Below are 15,147 nucleotides of genomic sequence, written 5' to 3'. Positions count from 1 at the left end.
GATCCGGCTCACTCGCCGAACTGCGCCTGGGCGTTCGACAGCAGCTCCTCCATCGTCATCTGGCCGTTGTAGACGCTGACGAGGTTGGGCTGGATGTAGCTGTCGAGCTTCTGCCAGTTCTTGGTCATGTACAGCGGCACCGTGTCGCCGAACGCGGCCTCGAACACCGACTGGACCTGGTCGCGGTACTGCTCGTCGATCGACTCGAAGTACAGCGGCTGCGACGAGATGCGGGCCGGGTAGGAGCGGCCGGACGACGCGATGTAGTCCTGCGCGTCCTCGCCGACGAGGGAGCCGAGCACCTTCAGCGCGGCCTCCGGGTTCTTGCAGTTCTCGGCGATGCCGTAGCCGGAACCGAGGATGGGACCGGGGTTGCCGTCCACGCCCGCGGGCAGCGGCACCATGCCGGCGGCGAAGCCGGACTCGTTGTTGAGGTAGCTGACGGCGTTCCAGGTGCCGTCGACGGCCATGGCCGCGTTGCCACCCGTGTACTGGTTCTCGCCCCAGCCGGTGTCGGAGGCGGAGGCGACCGGAGCCGCGACCTTCTTCTCCGTGACCAGGCCGGCGTACCAGGACGCGGCGTCGACGAAGTCCTCGTCGTCGATGTGCAGCGTGCCGTCCTCGGAGGCGGGCTGCGTGGCGGAGTACGCGATCGGCATCGACATCCACTGGTAGCCGCCCATGCCCATGCCGAAGCCGTACTTGCCGTCCTTCGTGGCGTCGGCGGCGATCGTGTCGAAGTCGTCGAACGTCCAGCCGATCTCCGGCGTGGCGGCACCGGCGGCGCTGAGCATGTCCTGGTTGTAGTAGACGAGCATCGTGGCGACGTCGAACGGCACGCCGTAGACCTTGCCCTCGAAGCTGAGGATGCCGTCGGCGCTCGGGTTGAACTCCGACCAGTCGATGCCCGCGGTCTTGAGATCCTCGTCGCTGAGCTCGCGGAAGCCGGCCGTGTAGCCGCCGAGCTGCGCGCCGCTCATGCCGGTGATGCACGCCATGTTGCCGCTGGCCATGTTGGTCGTGAGCTTGGTGAAGAAGTCACTCCACGGCGACGTCTGCAGCTTGATCTTGATGTCCGGGTTCTGCTTCTGCGCGAACTCGATCTGCGCCTCCAGCGCATCGACGTCCGACTCGCTGCCGGCCCACATGTCCACCACGATGGTGTCGCCGTCGGCCGAGCCCCCGGATCCCCCGCTGCTCGCACAGCCGGTCATCGCCACGGCCACGCCCGCGACAGCGGCGACAGCCCCCACACGCAACTTCTTCATTGAATGCCTCCTGAGAAGGGATAGGTTATTTCGACACTCGAACTAACCAATTAGGATTTCGTATGAAGTTACGCTGTCATAGTTCGCAAGGTGCCGCAAGCTGAACATCCGATGTTTATAGGGTGGTGATAATTCGTCACTCGCCTGAAACACGCGGCACCCCCGCTACGCTGACGATGCCTCGAGACGAAGGGCCTTCATGACGAACCCCGCCGACACCACCGTCGACGACCCGCACACGCGGCGCATCCTCGACTTCGTCGCCCGCGGACAGGCGCGCTCCCGCTCCGAACTCGCCTCCGCCCTCGGCGTGGCCGCGTCGACCGTCGGCCTGCGCGTACAGGCGCTCCTCGATGCCGGCGTGCTGGAGGAGGCGGGGGCCGGCACCTCCCGCGGCGGACGACGGCCGCGCGTGCTGCGGATCGCCGGCGACGGCATCGTGCTGTCCGCCGATCTCGGCGGACGCCATGCCCGCATCGGACGGCACGACCTCAGCGGCGGCCTGCTCCACTCGGAGACCATCGCGATCGACGTCGCGGACGGCCCGGAAGCGACGCTGGAGAGAGTGTCGGAGGTCTTCGAGCGCCTGCTCGCCGAGACACGGGTCCACGCGATCGGCGTGAGCCTGCCCGGCCCCGTCGACGTCGCGACCGGCTCCGTGGATCAGCCCTCGCGGATGCCGGGGTGGCCCGGATTCCGCGTCGGCGAGCACCTCGCGGAGCGCCACGGCGTCCCCGTCGTCGTCGACAACGACGCCAACCTCGCCGCGCTCGGCGAGCACCGTCGCCAGCTCGGGCACACCCAGCACAGCATCACCGTCAAGGCGGGCACCGCGATCGGCAGCGGGATCATCGTGGACGGGCACATCCATCGGGGAGCGACCGCCGCAGCCGGCGACATCACGCATACGCGGATCGACGGCAGCGGCGACATCCCCTGCTCCTGCGGCAACACCGGCTGCCTGGAGACCGTGGCCAGCGGCGCGAGCCTCGTCCGCCAGATGCGCGAGCGCGGCAACACCGAGGTCCGCACCACGGCCGACGTCCTCACGCTGGCGCGGGACGCGGACCCCCTCGCCACGACCCTCGTCCGCACCGCGGGGACCCACCTGGGTCAGGCACTGTCCGGCGTCGTGAACTTCTTCAACCCGCACGCCCTGTTCCTCACCGGGAGCATGAGCGCCTCCGAGCCGTTCATCGCCGCGGTGCGCAGCCGGGTCTACGAGGCCTGCCACCCGCTCGCGACCCAGCGCCTGCGGATCGAGGCCGCGGCCACCGGCGCGGACGCGATCCTGCACGGCGCCGCCCGCCTCGCGCTCGAGGGCATGGACATCCCGGTGGCGACGGCCTGAGCCGCCGCCACCGTCAGCCTCACTCCCCCGTGAGGCGCAGTTCGATGACCGGCATCAGCACGTCGGGACGCCGTACCGGAAGATGCACCGTGAGCGTCCCCTCGGCCTCGCCCGCCGGCGTCATCAGGTCGGCCTGCTGGTCCGGGTCGCTGACGCTCGTACGCAGCCAGGAGCCGTCGTTCAGCAGCCGCGCATACGAGACCTTGCCCGCAAGACCGGGCAGATGCACGAAGCCCAGCGGCCAGCTGAACAGGCTCAGGTAGAGCCGGTCGCCGCGGAGCGTGTACACGCCCTCACGGGGCGGCGTGAACGGCGCGTGACCGGCCCCGATCACGGCGCGGTCGTGCAGGCGCATCCACTCCCCGATCTCGGCGAGGGTCTCCGCATCCCGGGGCGCGATCGCCCCACGCCCGTCCGGGCCGATGTTCAGGAGCATGTTGCCGCCCATCGACACCGAGTCGACGAGCATCTGCGCGAGCAGCACCGGCGACTTCTGGTCGGTGTTGTCCCGGTGGTACCCCCAGGAGCCGTTGAGCGTCTGGCATGCCTCCCACACGAGGGGCACGCCGTCGCGGACGATGGGAGCCGTCGGCTGATACTGCTCGGGCGTCACGAAGTCCGCGGGGATGCCGAGCCGGTCGTTGACGAGCATCTCCGGCTGCAGCTCCCGACACAGCGCAAGCAGCGCCTCGGCGTCCCAGTCCTGCGGCCCCTTCCCCTCCCAGCCGTCCTTGGACTCGGGATAGGTGAAGTCGAAGAACAGGTAGTCGATGTCGCCGTACCCGGTGAGCAGCTCGCGGACCTGACCGTGCAGGTACTCGCGGTAGCGGGCCATGTCGCGCCCCTCGTTCAGGGCGTGCGCGTTCTCGTCGTCGCGTCGCGGGTGGTTCCAGTCCACCGTGAAGTCGGGGTGATGCCAGTCGATGACCGAGTGGTAGAGGCCGACCCGGATCCCCTCGGCACGGAGGGCGTCGACGTACTCGCGCACCAGGTCGCGCCCGACCGCCGCGACGGAGGTGAAGTCGGTCAGCTTCGAGTCCCAGAGGCAGAAGCCGTCGTGGTGCTTCGTCGTCAGCACGACGTAGCCCATCCCCGTCTCCTTGGCGGTCTTCGCCAGGGCCGCGGCATCGAAGAGGTCGGGATCGAAGTTGTCGAAGTACGGGCGGTACTCCTCGTCGGTGAGGCGTTCGTAGTTCTGCACCCACTCGTGCCGCGCGGCCCCGCTGTAGAGGCCGAAGTGGACGAACATGCCGAAGCGGGCGTCATCAAACCATTCCTGTCGCATGCGTCCATCCTGGCACAGACATCGGATGTCTGCGCCGCGGAATGCCGTACGGAACGCCGAACGGGCGCCCCCGGAGGGACGCCCGTTCGTTCGCGAGTCGAATCAGCGCGCGGCGCTACCGTCGACGTAGTCCTCGTCCTGCTGCTTCCAGGCGAAGAGCGAACGCAGCTCCTTGCCGGTCGCCTCGATCGGGTGCTGCTCCTCCTTGGCGCGGAGTGCGAGGAATTCCTCGGCCCCGTTGTCCTGGTCCTCGATGAAGCGCTTCGCGAACGCGCCGGACTGGATGTCGGACAGGACGCCCTTCATGCTCTCCTTGACGCGCTCGTCGATCACGCGCGGGCCGGACACGTAGTCACCGAACTCGGCGGTGTCGGAGATCGACCAGCGCTGCTTGGCGATGCCGCCCTCCCACATGAGGTCGACGATGAGCTTGAGCTCGTGCAGCACCTCGAAGTAGGCGATCTGCGGCTGGTAGCCCGCCTCGACGAGGGTCTCGAAGCCCGCCTGGACGAGGTGGCTCATGCCGCCGCAGAGCACGGCCTGCTCGCCGAACAGGTCGGTCTCGGTCTCCTCGGTGAAGGTCGTCTTGATGACGCCGGCACGGGTGCCGCCGATGGCCTTCGCGTACGACAGCGCGAGGTCCCAGGCCTGGCCGGAGGCGTCACGCTCGACGGCGATGATGTCGGGGATGCCGCGGCCGGCGACGAACTCGCGACGCACCGTGTGGCCGGGAGCCTTCGGGGCGACGAGGATCACGTCGACGCCCTCGGGCGCGTCGATGTAGCCGAAGCGGATGTTGAAGCCGTGCGCGAAGGCCAGGGTCTTGCCCGCCGTCAGGTTCGGGGCGATGGACTCGCTGTAGATCGTGCGCTGGTGCTGGTCCGGCGCGAGGGTCATGATGACGTCGGCCCACTCGGTCGCCTCGGCGACGGTCTTCACGGGGAAGCCGGCCTCCTCGGCCTTCGCGGCGGACTTCGAGCCCTCCTTGAGGGCGATCGCCACCTCGACACCCGAGTCGCGCAGGTTCTGGGCGTGGGCGTGGCCCTGCGAGCCGTAGCCGACGATCGCGACCTTCTTGCCCTGGATCAGGGACAGGTCGGCGTCGTCGTCGTAGAAGATCTCGGTGCTCACTGGTTTCTCTCCTTGGTTGTGGTTGTGCGGGACGCGCGGTCCCAGAGTCTGTCGAAGGGTCAGCCGCGCAGGACGCGCTCGGTGATGCTCTTGCCGCCGCGGCCGATCGCGAGGAGGCCGGACTGGGCGATCTCCTTGATGCCGAAGGGCTCCAGAGCGCGCAGCAGCGCCTCGACCTTGCCCTTGTCGCCGGTGACCTCGATGACGAGGGCGTCGGCGGCGTAGTCGACGACCGACGCGCGGAAGAGGTTGACGACCTCGATCACGTTCGAGCGGCTGGCGTTGTCCGTGCGCACCTTCACGAGCATGTGCTCGCGCTGCACGGACGACGCCGGGTCGAGCTCGACGATCTTGATGACGTTGATCAGCTTGTTGAGCTGCTTGGTCACCTGCTCGAGCGGCAGTTCCTCCACATCGACGACGACCGTGATGCGGGAGATCCCCGGCACCTCGGTCACGCCGACGGCGAGGGAGTCGATGTTGAAGCCGCGGCGCGCGAACAGGCCGGCGACGCGGGTCAGAAGGCCGGGGGTGTTCTCCACCAGCAGGCTCAGGACGTGGGTCGACATGGCTCAGTCCTCCTCGTCGAACGCGGGCGCGTGGTCGCGCGCGTACTGGACATAGCTGTTGCTGACCCCCTGCGGCACCATCGGCCACACCATGGAGTCGGCGCTCACCACGAAGTCGATCACCACGGGGCGGTCGTTCGTCTCCAGCGCGAGCTGGATGGCGGCGTCGACCTCCTCCTCCTTCTCCACGCGGATCGCGAGGCAGCCGTACGCCTCCGCGAGCTTCACGAAGTCGGGGATGCGGATCGTGCCGTGTCCGGTGTTCAGGTCGGTGTTGGAGTGGCGGCCGTCGTAGAACAGCGTCTGCCACTGCCGGACCATGCCCAGCGACGAGTTGTTGATGATCGCGACCTTGATCGGGATGTTGTTGATCGCGCAGGTGGCGAGCTCCTGATTGGTCATCTGGAAGCAGCCGTCGCCGTCGATCGCCCAGACCTGGCGCTCCGGCTCGGCGACCTTCGCTCCCATGGCCGCCGGCACCGAGTAGCCCATCGTGCCCGCACCGCCGGAGTTCAGCCAGGCGTTCGGACGCTCGTACTTGATGAACTGCGCGGCCCACATCTGGTGCTGCCCCACACCGGAGGCGAAGATGCCCTCCGGTCCGGTCAGCTCGCCGATGCGCTGGATCACGTACTGGGGCGCGAGCAGGCCGTCGGTCGTCGGCGCGTACCCGAGGGGGAACTCGTTCCGGAGGCCGTCGAGGTACGACCACCACTCCTCGATGTCGGGCTTCGTGTCTGCCGTCGCTCCGCGGAAGGCCGCGTCGAGATCGGTGAGCACGTCGCGCACGTCTCCGACGATCGGCACGTCGGCCGTGCGGATCTTGGAGATCTCCGCCGGGTCGATGTCGACGTGCACCACCTTCGCGTGCGGCGCGAACAGTGCCGCCTTGCCCGTGACGCGGTCGTCGAACCGTGCGCCCAGCGAGACGAGGAGGTCGGCCTCCTGCAGCGCCAGCACGGCGGGGACCGTGCCGTGCATGCCCGGCATTCCCAGGTGCTGCGGATGCGAGTCGGGGAAAGCACCTCGCGCCATCAGCGTCGTGACGACGGGCGCACCGGTCGACTCGGCCAGTTCGAGCAGCTCGGCCGCGGCCCGGCCGCGGACGACACCGCCGCCCACGTACAGCACCGGCTTCTTCGCCTCCGCGAGGAGCGCGGCCGCCGCCTGGATCTGCTTGCCGTGCGCCTTCGTCACCGGGCGGTACCCGGGGAGCTCGATCTTCGGCGGCCACACGAAGGGCGCGGTCGCCTGCTGCGCATCCTTGGTGATGTCCACCAGAACCGGACCGGGGCGACCGGTGCCGGCGATCTCATAGGCAGCCGCGATCGCGCCGGGGATGTCCGCGGCGTCCTTCACGAGGAACGAGTGCTTCGTGATCGGCATCGTGATCCCCACGATGTCGGCCTCCTGGAACGCATCCGTGCCCATCAGCGTCGAGAACACCTGACCGGTGATCGCGAGCAGCGGCACCGAGTCCATGTAGGCGTCCGCGATCGCCGTGACGAGGTTGGTCGCCCCGGGGCCCGAGGTGGCGATGCACACGCCGACCTTGCCGGATGCGGAGGCGTATCCCTCCGCCGCGTGGCCCGCGCCCTGCTCGTGCCGCACGAGGATGTGACGCAGCTGCGACGCATCCATCAGCGGGTCGTAGACCGGGAGGATCGCTCCGCCGGGAAGGCCGAAGACGTCCGTGACACCGAGAAGCTCGAGCGAGCGGACGACGGCCTCCGCACCGGTGATCTCCGGAGCGGATGGGCGGGCGGGCGGCCTCGGCACGGCCGAGACGGAGTCAGCAGTCATGACTTTCCTTCTGATGAACTGTGCGGGACACCGGCGCTCCGATCGAGCGGTTCCTGAGCCGGTCGATGGATCAGCCGGTCGTCGCTCCCTCGGCGGCGGACCGCACGAGGCGCGAGTACTTGGCAAGAACGCCTCGGGTGTAGCGCGGGGGAAGCGGCTCCCAGCCAGAGCGGCGGGAGGCGAGCTCCGCCTCGTCGACGAGTAGGTCGAGAGAGCGAGCTGCGATATCGACCCGTATCAGATCACCATCGCGCACGAAGGCGATAGGACCTGCGTCCACCGCTTCGGGTGCTATATGTCCGATGCACAGGCCGGTTGTGCCGCCTGAGAATCGTCCGTCCGTCAAGAGTAGTACATCTTTTCCGAGCCCCGCGCCCTTGATGGCCGCGGTGATGGCGAGCATCTCGCGCATACCCGGTCCGCCCTTGGGGCCCTCGTACCGGATGACGATGACCGTCCCCGGCTCGATGGTCCCCGCGGCGACCGCGTCCATGGCGGCGCGCTCGCGCTCGAAGACCCGCGCGGGACCCTCGAAGACGGCCGCGTCGAAGCCGGCGGTCTTGACCACGGCACCCTCCGGAGCGAGCGACCCGTGCAGGATCGTCAGGCCGCCGGTGGCGTGGATGGGGTTGTCGAACGTGTGGATGACCTCGCCGTCGATCGGCTGCGGGTCGAGCTCGGCGAGGTTCTCGGCGAGCGTCTTGCCGGTGACGGTGAGCGCGTCGCCGTGCAGCAGCCCTTCGTCGAGCATCGCCTTCATGATGACGGGGATGCCGCCGTGCCGGTCGACGTCGTTCATGACGTACTTGCCGAACGGCTTCATGTCGGCCACGTGCGGGACCTTGTCGCCGATGCGGTTGAAGTCGTGCAGGCTCAGCTCGACCTCGGCCTCCCGGGCGATCGCGAGGAGGTGGAGCACGACGTTGGTCGAGCCGCCGAGGGCCATCGCCAGGGCGATCGCGTTCTCGAACGCCTCCTTGGTCAGGATGTCGCGGGTCGTGATGCCCTGGCGGAGCAGGTTGACGACGGCCTCGCCCGACCGGTGTGCGAAGTAGTCGCGGCGGCGGTCGGCAGCGGGCGGCGCGGCGGAGCCCGGCAGGCTCAGCCCGAGGGCCTCGGCGACGGAGGCCATCGTGTTGGCCGTGTACATGCCGCCGCAGGCGCCCTCGCCGGGAGCGATGGCGCACTCGATGCGCTTGAGGTCCTCCTCGCTCATGAGGCCGGCCCGGCAGGCACCGACCGCCTCGAAGGAGTCGATGATGGTGACGTCCTTCTCGGTGCCGTCGGAGAGCTTGACCCAGCCCGGCGCGATCGATCCGGCGTACAGGAACACGCTGGACAGGTCGAGCCGGGCACTGGCCATGAGCATGCCGGGGATCGACTTGTCGCAGCCCGCGAGCAGGACGGAGCCGTCGAGGCGCTCGGCCATCATGACGGTCTCGACCGAGTCGGCGATGACCTCGCGCGACACGAGCGAGAAGTGCATCCCCTCGTGGCCCATCGAGATGCCGTCCGAGACGGAGATGGTGCCGAACTGCAGCGGGTAGCCACCGCCGGAGTGCACGCCCTCCTTCGCCCCCTGCGCCAACCGGTCGAGGCTCAGGTTGCAGGGTGTGATCTCGTTCCAGCTGGACGCGATGCCGATCTGCGGCTTGTCCCAGTCGGCGTCCCCCATCCCGACCGCGCGGAGCATGCCGCGGGAGGTCGTGGCCTCGATGCCGTCGGTGACGACGCGACTGCGGGGCTTGATGTCGATGGGCGCGCTGGTGGAGGGATCATGCGAGGACATGACGAGAGTCTATTCCTGCGCGACGGCCCTCTCGTTCGCGAGCGTCTCCAGAAGCGCGGCGATCTGTTGTGGAGAGTCCACACGGAGGGTCGCGGCGCTCTCCCCCGGTCCGACGCGCACACCGAGGTCGCCTTCCTGCAGCACACGCATCGCATCCTCGTCGGTCACGTCGTCACCGGCGAAGAGGATGCCCGTCGCGTCGAAGCGCTCCCGAAGGGCGATCATCGCGGCGTCCTTGCCCTCGTTCCGCGACGAGAACTCCAGCACCCGATGGCCGGCGCGCCGGCGCCACTGCGGGAAGCGCTCGGCGACGAGGGCGTCGATCTCGGCGAAGACCCTCTCCTCCGTCTCCCGATCCGCGCGCCGGGTGTGCACGCCCATGCCGAAGGTCTTCGGCTCCAGTTCCGCGCCCTCGTAGCGGTCGATGATCGGCTGCGCGGCGGCCCACAGCTCCTCGCGCGCCCCGGGCTCGGTCGTGTCCCCCGGGGCGTCGGCGGCCCCCTCACCGGGGAACCAGTACTGCGCGCCGTGGGAGCCGGCGAGGACGAACACGGAGTCGTCGGTGTGCTCGGTGATCTCTCTGAGGTCGTGCATGCTGCGACCGGAGACGTAGGCCACGATCGTGTCGGGCATCGCCGCGAGACGGGCCATCTGCACGGCGACCTCCGGCAGCGCCCGCGCGGCCATCGGGTCCGCGACGAGCGGGGACGCGGTGCCGTCGAAGTCGAGGGCCACGACCAAGCGCGGCGTCGTCGCGAGGGCGGTGAGGTCGGCGTCGGCGGTTCCGGGGATCCAGGGGCGCGTCACGGTGTCTCCGATCGAGATGAAGAAGGGTGTGCAGGGAGTGCGGTCAGCGGCGGCGGACGTCGGCCAGAGCGTCAAGGAAGGATGACGACCAGGCGTTCACATCGTTGTCCAGCACCCGGCGGCGGAGGGAGCGCATGCGCCGCGACTGCTCCGCGGGGGACATCTCCACCGCCTCCATGATCGCGTCCTTGAGGCCCGCGATGTCGTGCGGGTTGACGCGCACGGCCTGGCGGAGCTCGTCCGCCGCGCCGGTGAACTCGCTGAGCACGAGGACGCCGCGGTTGTCTGTCCGGGTGGCCACATACTCCTTCGCCACCAGGTTCATGCCGTCACGCAGCGCTGTCACGAGCATGACGTCGGCCGCGAGGTACAGAGCGACCATCTCCTCGCGCGGGTACCCCTGGTGGAGGTAGCGGATGGCGGAGTGACCGACCGTGTCGTGGTCGCCGTTGATGCGGGCCACCGCGAGCTCGATCTCGTCCCGGAGGTGCGCGTAGGCGTCCACCCGCTCCCGGCTCGGGCTCGCCACCTGGATGAGGGTGACGTCCTCCACGTCCAGGCGGCCGTCTTCGAGGAGCTCGCCGTATGCCTTGATCCGGTGCCCGATGCCCTTGGTGTAGTCCAGGCGGTCGACGCCGAGGAGGATGCGCTTGGGGTTGCCGAGGCTGGCGCGGATCTCCGCGGCCCGCGCCCTGACGTCTTCGCGGGCGGCGAGTTCGAGGTACGGGGCGGTGTCGATGGAGATCGGGAAGGCCTTGGCGATGGCCGTCCGCGAGCCCCCCTCATCCGGGACCGCGATGCTCGACCCCTTCACCTCGTAGCGCAGCCGGCGCCGGACCGCGGTGAGGAAGTAGGTCGCGTCCTGCGCCCGCTGGAAGCCGATGACGTCGGCGCCGAGCAGTCCGCGCAGCACCTGGTCCCGCCAGGGAAGCTGGGCATAGAGGCCGTGGGCCGGGAAGGGGATGTGGTGGAAGTAGCCGATGGTGACGTCGGGGCGCAGCTCGCGGACCATCTGCGGCACCAGCTGGAGTTGATAGTCGTGCACCCAGACGGTGCCGTCCTGCGCCGCCGCGGCCGCGGCCGCCTCCGCGAAGCGTCGGTTCACCCGCACGTACGCGTCCCACCACTCGCGGTGATACTGCGGCGGCGCGATGACGTCGTGGTACAGCGGCCAGATCGTGTCGTTGGCGAAGCCCTCGTAGTAGTCCGCGACCTCGTCGGAGCTCAACGCCACCGGGATCAGGTGGATGCCGTCGGCATCGAAGGCCTCGAGCTCCACGTCGGGCTGGCCCGGCCAGCCGACCCAGGCACCGTGTACACGGCGCATCATGGGCTCGAGGGCGGCGACGAGGCCGCCGGGCGACGTCCGCCAGGTCTCCTCGCCGTCGGGGCCCACGACCCGGTCCACCGGGAGGCGGTTGGCGACGACGACGAAATCAGCAGCGGTCACAGGGGCACTCCTCGGTCCAGTAGCTTCCAACCTATCGAGGATGCGCGCCGACCGCCGGTCCTCCCTCAGGCCTTGACAGCGGACGCCGCGCGGTGCACACCGCTGAGAGCCCAGTTCCCGAGGCCCGCCGCGAACGCGATGCCGGCCGCGATCATCGGGAGGACGAGCGCAGCGGAGGTGCCGAGGCTCTCCGCGATCTCCCCCGCCACCGCGGCGCCGATCGACTGACCGACGATCACGCCGGAGCCGAGCATCGTCATCACCGTCGCCGACCGGCCACGGGGGCTTCGAGCGGCTCCGAAGCTGTACTGGGTGACGAGGGTCGGACCGATGCCGATGCCCATGATGGCCAGGGCCAGCATCATGCCCCCCGGGGAGTCGACGATGCCGAGGAGCAGCGATCCGGCGAGCAGGATCCCCGAGAACACGAGCCAGCGCGCGCGCAGGGAGAACCGGACGGGGAGCCAGGCGACGCCGAGGGCCAACAGCGCGGAGCCGACGCCCATCACGCCGTACAGCAGCCCCGCCTGCTCCGGGGCTCCGAGGTCGGCCATGAACGAGGTGAGCGAGGTGAGCATGGTGCCGAAGAAGATCCCGACGCCGAGGATGCCGAGGACGACGATGAGGAGCTGCGGACGGAACAGCTCGGACACGGCGGACGGTGCCCGACCGTCGTCAGTGCGGTCCTGGGAGACGTGCCGCCCGCTCGGGTGCAGGGCGAAGGCTCCGACGAACACCAGGGTCAGCGCGGCGGCCCCGACCAGCGGGGCCCACGGCGCGAGCGCCGAGGCGAGCACACCCACGAGGAAGGGCCCGAAGACAAAGACGGTCTCGTCCGCGGCCGACTCGTACGCCATCGTGCCGGAGACGGTGCGCGCGCGGCGCTCCGCGGGCATCCGCTCGCCGATGATCGTCACCAGCCGGGAGCGCGAGAGCGGCGCCACCTGGGGCGCGGTCGCGCCGATGCCGATCGCGGCGAGGAGCACGAACCCATCAGCGGCCGGGCCGTAGACGACCGCCGTGAAGAGCAGGAGCATCGCCGCGTTGCCCACGGCGAGCGCGAGGAGGACCGTGCGCTGACCGAAGCGGTCGGCGGCGGCGCCCAGGAGCGGTCCGAAGCAGGCGGTACCGAGACCGACCGCAGCCGAAGTGAGTCCGCCGAGGGAGAGCGACCCCCGCGCCGACACGACGACGGTGAGGACGCCGACCACCATCATGGCGAACGGCAGTCGCGCGATGAACGCGATGAGGAAGTACGGCAGGCCGGCGAGGCGGAAGAGGCTCGGCTCGGCGGTGTCAGGCGTGGTGCTGGTGTGTGTCATGGCTCTCGCGCGTCGATGACGCGTGTCGGGTGCCGCCGCTGTCCGCCGGAGACGCCGACGGCCGGTAGATACACGGTTTCTGCGGCCGCGGGTGAACCGCGACCCTCCCATGATATCCGGTGGCCCTGGACGGACGCCCTGCCAGCCTCTCCCCCGGCTTGTCAAGGCTCCGGCCCCCGCGCCCCGGCTGCGGGTACCGTAGGGGCATGCGCTACCTCTTCAGCACCGGACTCGTCGCCGCGATCTCGGCTGGGATCTCGCTGCTGCGCGGCACCCGCAATGAACCCATCACCTGGCGCTCGCTCCTGTCGTGGGTGAGCTGGGGCATCACGATGGCGCTCGCGGTCGGCGCGGTCGTCGACCTGCGCCGCGAACGCCACGGCGTGCCGGTGGACGCCGACTCCCCGCAGTCGGTGAAGAAGTCCAAGAAGGCGCAGCGTCTGCAGTTCCGTTCGCAGAAGGCCCTCGCCGATGCGCAGGGGCACGCCCAGGACAAGCGGTCCTGACGCACCCCCGCGCCTCCCGCGTCAACGGGTGAGGATCAGCGCCTCGCCCTGACCGCCGCCGCCGCACAGGCCGACCGCCGCGGTTCCGCCACCCCGGCGGGCCAGCTCGTGCGCGACGTGCACCACGAGACGGTTGCCGGAGGCGCCGATCGGATGACCGATCGCGATGCCGCCGCCGTGCACGTTGACGATGTCGCCGTGCAGCCCGAGCTCGGTCTGCGAGCGCGCGACTACGGCCCCGAACGCCTCGTTGATCTCCACGAGATCCAGATCCTGCGGCGTGATGCCCTGTTTCCGGCACGCCTGCTCGATCGCCCGCGCCGGCTGCGCCTGGAGCGAGTTGTCCGGGCCGGCGGTCTGGCCGCTCGCCCCGACGGTCACGAGCACCGGCCAGCCTTTGGCCTCGGCCGTCCCGCGCGTCGTGACGACGACGGCGGAGGCGCCGTCCGAGATCTGGGACGAGTTGCCTGCGGTGATCGACCCACCCTCGGCGAAGGCGGCACGCAGTCCCGCGAGGGTCTCCACGGTGGTCTCGGGGCGCACCCCCTCGTCTCGGGTCACCCGCACGGGCTCGCCCCGGCGCTGCGGCACCTCGACGGCGACGATCTCCGCGTCCAGCACCCCGCTCTCCTGGGCGGCGGCGGCCCGCTGATGCGAGAGCGCCGCCACCTGGTCCTGCATCTCTCTGGTGAGCTCGTATCGCGCGTTGTGCCGTTCCGTCGACGCGCCCATGCTCTCCCGGTCGTAGGCGTCCGTCAGCCCGTCGTAGGCCATGTGGTCGAGGACCTCGACAGTGCCGTAGGTCCAGCCGTCGCGCGATCCCATGAGCAGGTGCGGCGCGCGGGTCATGGACTCCATGCCGGCGGCGACGACCACCTCGGCGTCCCCGGTCCGGATCATGCGCGCCGCATCGATCACCGCGGTGAGCCCGGACAGGCACACCTTGTTCACGGAGTGCGCGGGCACGTCCCAGCCGATCCCTGCGCCGATCGCCGCCTGACGGGCGGCGTTCTGCCCGGATCCGGCGGCGAGCACCTGTCCCACGATCACCGCGTCGACGTCTGCCGGATCCACTCCCCCCTGCTCCAGGGCGCCGCGGATCGCGAACGATCCGAGCTGCGGCGCGGTGAAGGCGGCGAGCTGTCCTTTCAGCCGGCCCTGCGGGGTGCGCGCCGCGGCGACGATGACGACATCGTTCTCACTCATTGCTCGGTCCTTCCGTTCTCCAGTTCCGGGGCGAGGCGGAGGGACGGCTCCGTGGCCTCCCGTACCTGCTGCACCGTGACATCGGGCGCGACCTCGACCAGCACGAGGCCCTCCCGCGTCACGTCGATCACCGCGAGGTCCGTGATGATCCGGTCCACGACGCCGCGGCCGGTCAGCGGCAGCGTGCAGGCATCGACGATCTTCGCCGAGCCGTCCTTGGCGACGTGCTCCATCAGCACGATCACCCGTCCGGCGCCGTGCACGAGGTCCATGGCGCCCCCGGGGCCCTTGACCATCTTGCCCGGGATCATCCAGTTCGCGAGGTCGCCGGAGGCAGAGACCTGCATCGCCCCGAGGATGGCGGCATCGATCTTCCCGCCGCGGATCATGCCGAAGCTGAGGGCGGAGTCGAAGAACGCCGCTCCGGGGAGCGTGGTCACCGTCTCCTTCCCCGCGTTGATGAGATCCGGGTCGACCTCGTCCTCCCGCGGGTAGGGCCCGACCCCGAGGATGCCGTTCTCCGACTGCAGCACCACGGTCACGTCGGACGGGACGTGGTTCGGGACGAGCGTGGGCAGGCCGATGCCGAGGTTCACGTACGCGCCGTCCGGGAGCTCGACCGCAGCGCGCGCGGCCATCTGATCTCTGGTGAGCGCCATG

Annotated in this window: 13 protein-coding genes; 2 read left to right on the top strand and 11 right to left on the bottom strand. The window is 69.8% G+C overall.

Features of this window, described 5'->3' with window-relative positions; translation table 11 throughout:
• Nucleotides 1–8: 8 nt before the first annotated feature.
• Entirely contained in the window at nucleotides 9–1,268 is a 1,260-nt protein-coding gene (locus tag AC3B5L_RS07570; RefSeq protein ID WP_060920976.1) for an ABC transporter substrate-binding protein, read from the bottom strand.
• Nucleotides 1,269–1,467: 199 nt separating this feature from the next.
• On the opposite strand from AC3B5L_RS07570, the gene AC3B5L_RS07565 reads away from it, so the two are divergent.
• Nucleotides 1,468–2,619: an ROK family transcriptional regulator gene (locus AC3B5L_RS07565; RefSeq protein ID WP_187663923.1), complete on the top strand. Its 1,152-nt coding sequence runs from the start codon at nucleotides 1,468–1,470 to the stop codon at nucleotides 2,617–2,619.
• A 19-nt stretch (nucleotides 2,620–2,638) separates the two neighbouring features.
• On the opposite strand, the gene AC3B5L_RS07560 is transcribed toward AC3B5L_RS07565, so the two are convergent.
• The 8 genes from AC3B5L_RS07560 to AC3B5L_RS07525 form a co-directional block, all read right to left on the bottom strand.
• On the bottom strand, nucleotides 2,639–3,904 hold the full coding sequence (locus AC3B5L_RS07560) for an alpha-L-fucosidase (protein WP_187663922.1): 1,266 nt from the start codon (nucleotides 3,902–3,904) through the stop codon (nucleotides 2,639–2,641).
• A gap of 102 nt (nucleotides 3,905–4,006) precedes the next feature.
• Nucleotides 4,007–5,035 (bottom strand): ketol-acid reductoisomerase, encoded by a 1,029-nt coding sequence (ilvC, locus tag AC3B5L_RS07555; RefSeq protein ID WP_490096365.1) that lies wholly within the window; start codon nucleotides 5,033–5,035, stop codon nucleotides 4,007–4,009.
• A gap of 59 nt (nucleotides 5,036–5,094) precedes the next feature.
• Nucleotides 5,095–5,604, bottom strand: a complete 510-nt coding sequence (gene ilvN, locus AC3B5L_RS07550; RefSeq protein ID WP_025103268.1) for an acetolactate synthase small subunit — start codon at nucleotides 5,602–5,604, stop codon at nucleotides 5,095–5,097.
• Between the two features lie 3 nt (nucleotides 5,605–5,607).
• Nucleotides 5,608–7,407 carry an acetolactate synthase large subunit gene (locus tag AC3B5L_RS07545; protein WP_259953916.1) on the bottom strand — a complete coding sequence of 600 codons (1,800 nt, stop codon included), beginning with the start codon at nucleotides 7,405–7,407 and terminating at the stop codon, nucleotides 5,608–5,610.
• Nucleotides 7,408–7,477: 70 nt separating this feature from the next.
• Entirely contained in the window at nucleotides 7,478–9,196 is a 1,719-nt protein-coding gene (ilvD, locus tag AC3B5L_RS07540; RefSeq protein WP_259953917.1) for a dihydroxy-acid dehydratase, read from the bottom strand.
• A 9-nt stretch (nucleotides 9,197–9,205) separates the two neighbouring features.
• Entirely contained in the window at nucleotides 9,206–10,003 is a 798-nt protein-coding gene (otsB, locus tag AC3B5L_RS07535; protein WP_259953918.1) for a trehalose-phosphatase, read from the bottom strand.
• 43 nt (nucleotides 10,004–10,046) lie between these two features.
• Nucleotides 10,047–11,453, bottom strand: coding sequence for an alpha,alpha-trehalose-phosphate synthase (UDP-forming) (locus tag AC3B5L_RS07530; RefSeq protein ID WP_259953919.1), 1,407 nt, complete (start codon nucleotides 11,451–11,453; stop codon nucleotides 10,047–10,049).
• A gap of 65 nt (nucleotides 11,454–11,518) precedes the next feature.
• Entirely contained in the window at nucleotides 11,519–12,775 is a 1,257-nt protein-coding gene (locus AC3B5L_RS07525; protein ID WP_187663917.1) for an MFS transporter, read from the bottom strand.
• Nucleotides 12,776–12,981: 206 nt separating this feature from the next.
• Here AC3B5L_RS07525 and AC3B5L_RS07520 point away from each other — a divergent pair, with 206 nt between their 5' ends.
• Nucleotides 12,982–13,281 (top strand): hypothetical protein, encoded by a 300-nt coding sequence (locus tag AC3B5L_RS07520; RefSeq protein ID WP_490096364.1) that lies wholly within the window; start codon nucleotides 12,982–12,984, stop codon nucleotides 13,279–13,281.
• Nucleotides 13,282–13,302: 21 nt separating this feature from the next.
• Here AC3B5L_RS07520 and AC3B5L_RS07515 read toward each other — a convergent pair whose 3' ends face one another.
• Complete coding sequence (locus AC3B5L_RS07515) at nucleotides 13,303–14,487, bottom strand: acetyl-CoA C-acetyltransferase (protein ID WP_187663916.1); 1,185 nt, start codon at nucleotides 14,485–14,487, stop codon at nucleotides 13,303–13,305.
• Nucleotides 14,484–15,146 carry a CoA transferase subunit B gene (locus AC3B5L_RS07510; protein ID WP_259953922.1) on the bottom strand — a complete coding sequence of 221 codons (663 nt, stop codon included), beginning with the start codon at nucleotides 15,144–15,146 and terminating at the stop codon, nucleotides 14,484–14,486. Before AC3B5L_RS07510 ends, AC3B5L_RS07515 begins: the two co-directional genes overlap by 4 nt.
• Between the last annotated feature and the right edge of the window lies 1 nt (nucleotide 15,147).

Source organism: Microbacterium sp. C-MGS6 (genome assembly GCF_058140415.1).
This window is presented reverse-complemented; position numbering and strand designations above follow the sequence as displayed.

Coding starts and splice junctions, on each gene's coding strand:
- AC3B5L_RS07570 (WP_060920976.1), bottom strand. CDS start 1,268: ATGAAGAAGTTGCGTGTGGGGGCTGTCGCCGCTGTCGCGGGCGTGGCC.
- AC3B5L_RS07565 (WP_187663923.1), top strand. CDS start 1,468: ATGACGAACCCCGCCGACACCACCGTCGACGACCCGCACACGCGGCGC.
- AC3B5L_RS07560 (WP_187663922.1), bottom strand. CDS start 3,904: ATGCGACAGGAATGGTTTGATGACGCCCGCTTCGGCATGTTCGTCCAC.
- ilvN (WP_025103268.1), bottom strand. CDS start 5,604: ATGTCGACCCACGTCCTGAGCCTGCTGGTGGAGAACACCCCCGGCCTT.
- AC3B5L_RS07545 (WP_259953916.1), bottom strand. CDS start 7,407: ATGACTGCTGACTCCGTCTCGGCCGTGCCGAGGCCGCCCGCCCGCCCA.
- ilvD (WP_259953917.1), bottom strand. CDS start 9,196: ATGTCCTCGCATGATCCCTCCACCAGCGCGCCCATCGACATCAAGCCC.
- AC3B5L_RS07525 (WP_187663917.1), bottom strand. CDS start 12,775: ATGACACACACCAGCACCACGCCTGACACCGCCGAGCCGAGCCTCTTC.
- AC3B5L_RS07520 (WP_490096364.1), top strand. CDS start 12,982: ATGCGCTACCTCTTCAGCACCGGACTCGTCGCCGCGATCTCGGCTGGG.
- AC3B5L_RS07515 (WP_187663916.1), bottom strand. CDS start 14,487: ATGAGTGAGAACGATGTCGTCATCGTCGCCGCGGCGCGCACCCCGCAG.
- AC3B5L_RS07510 (WP_259953922.1), bottom strand. CDS start 15,146: ATGGCGCTCACCAGAGATCAGATGGCCGCGCGCGCTGCGGTCGAGCTC.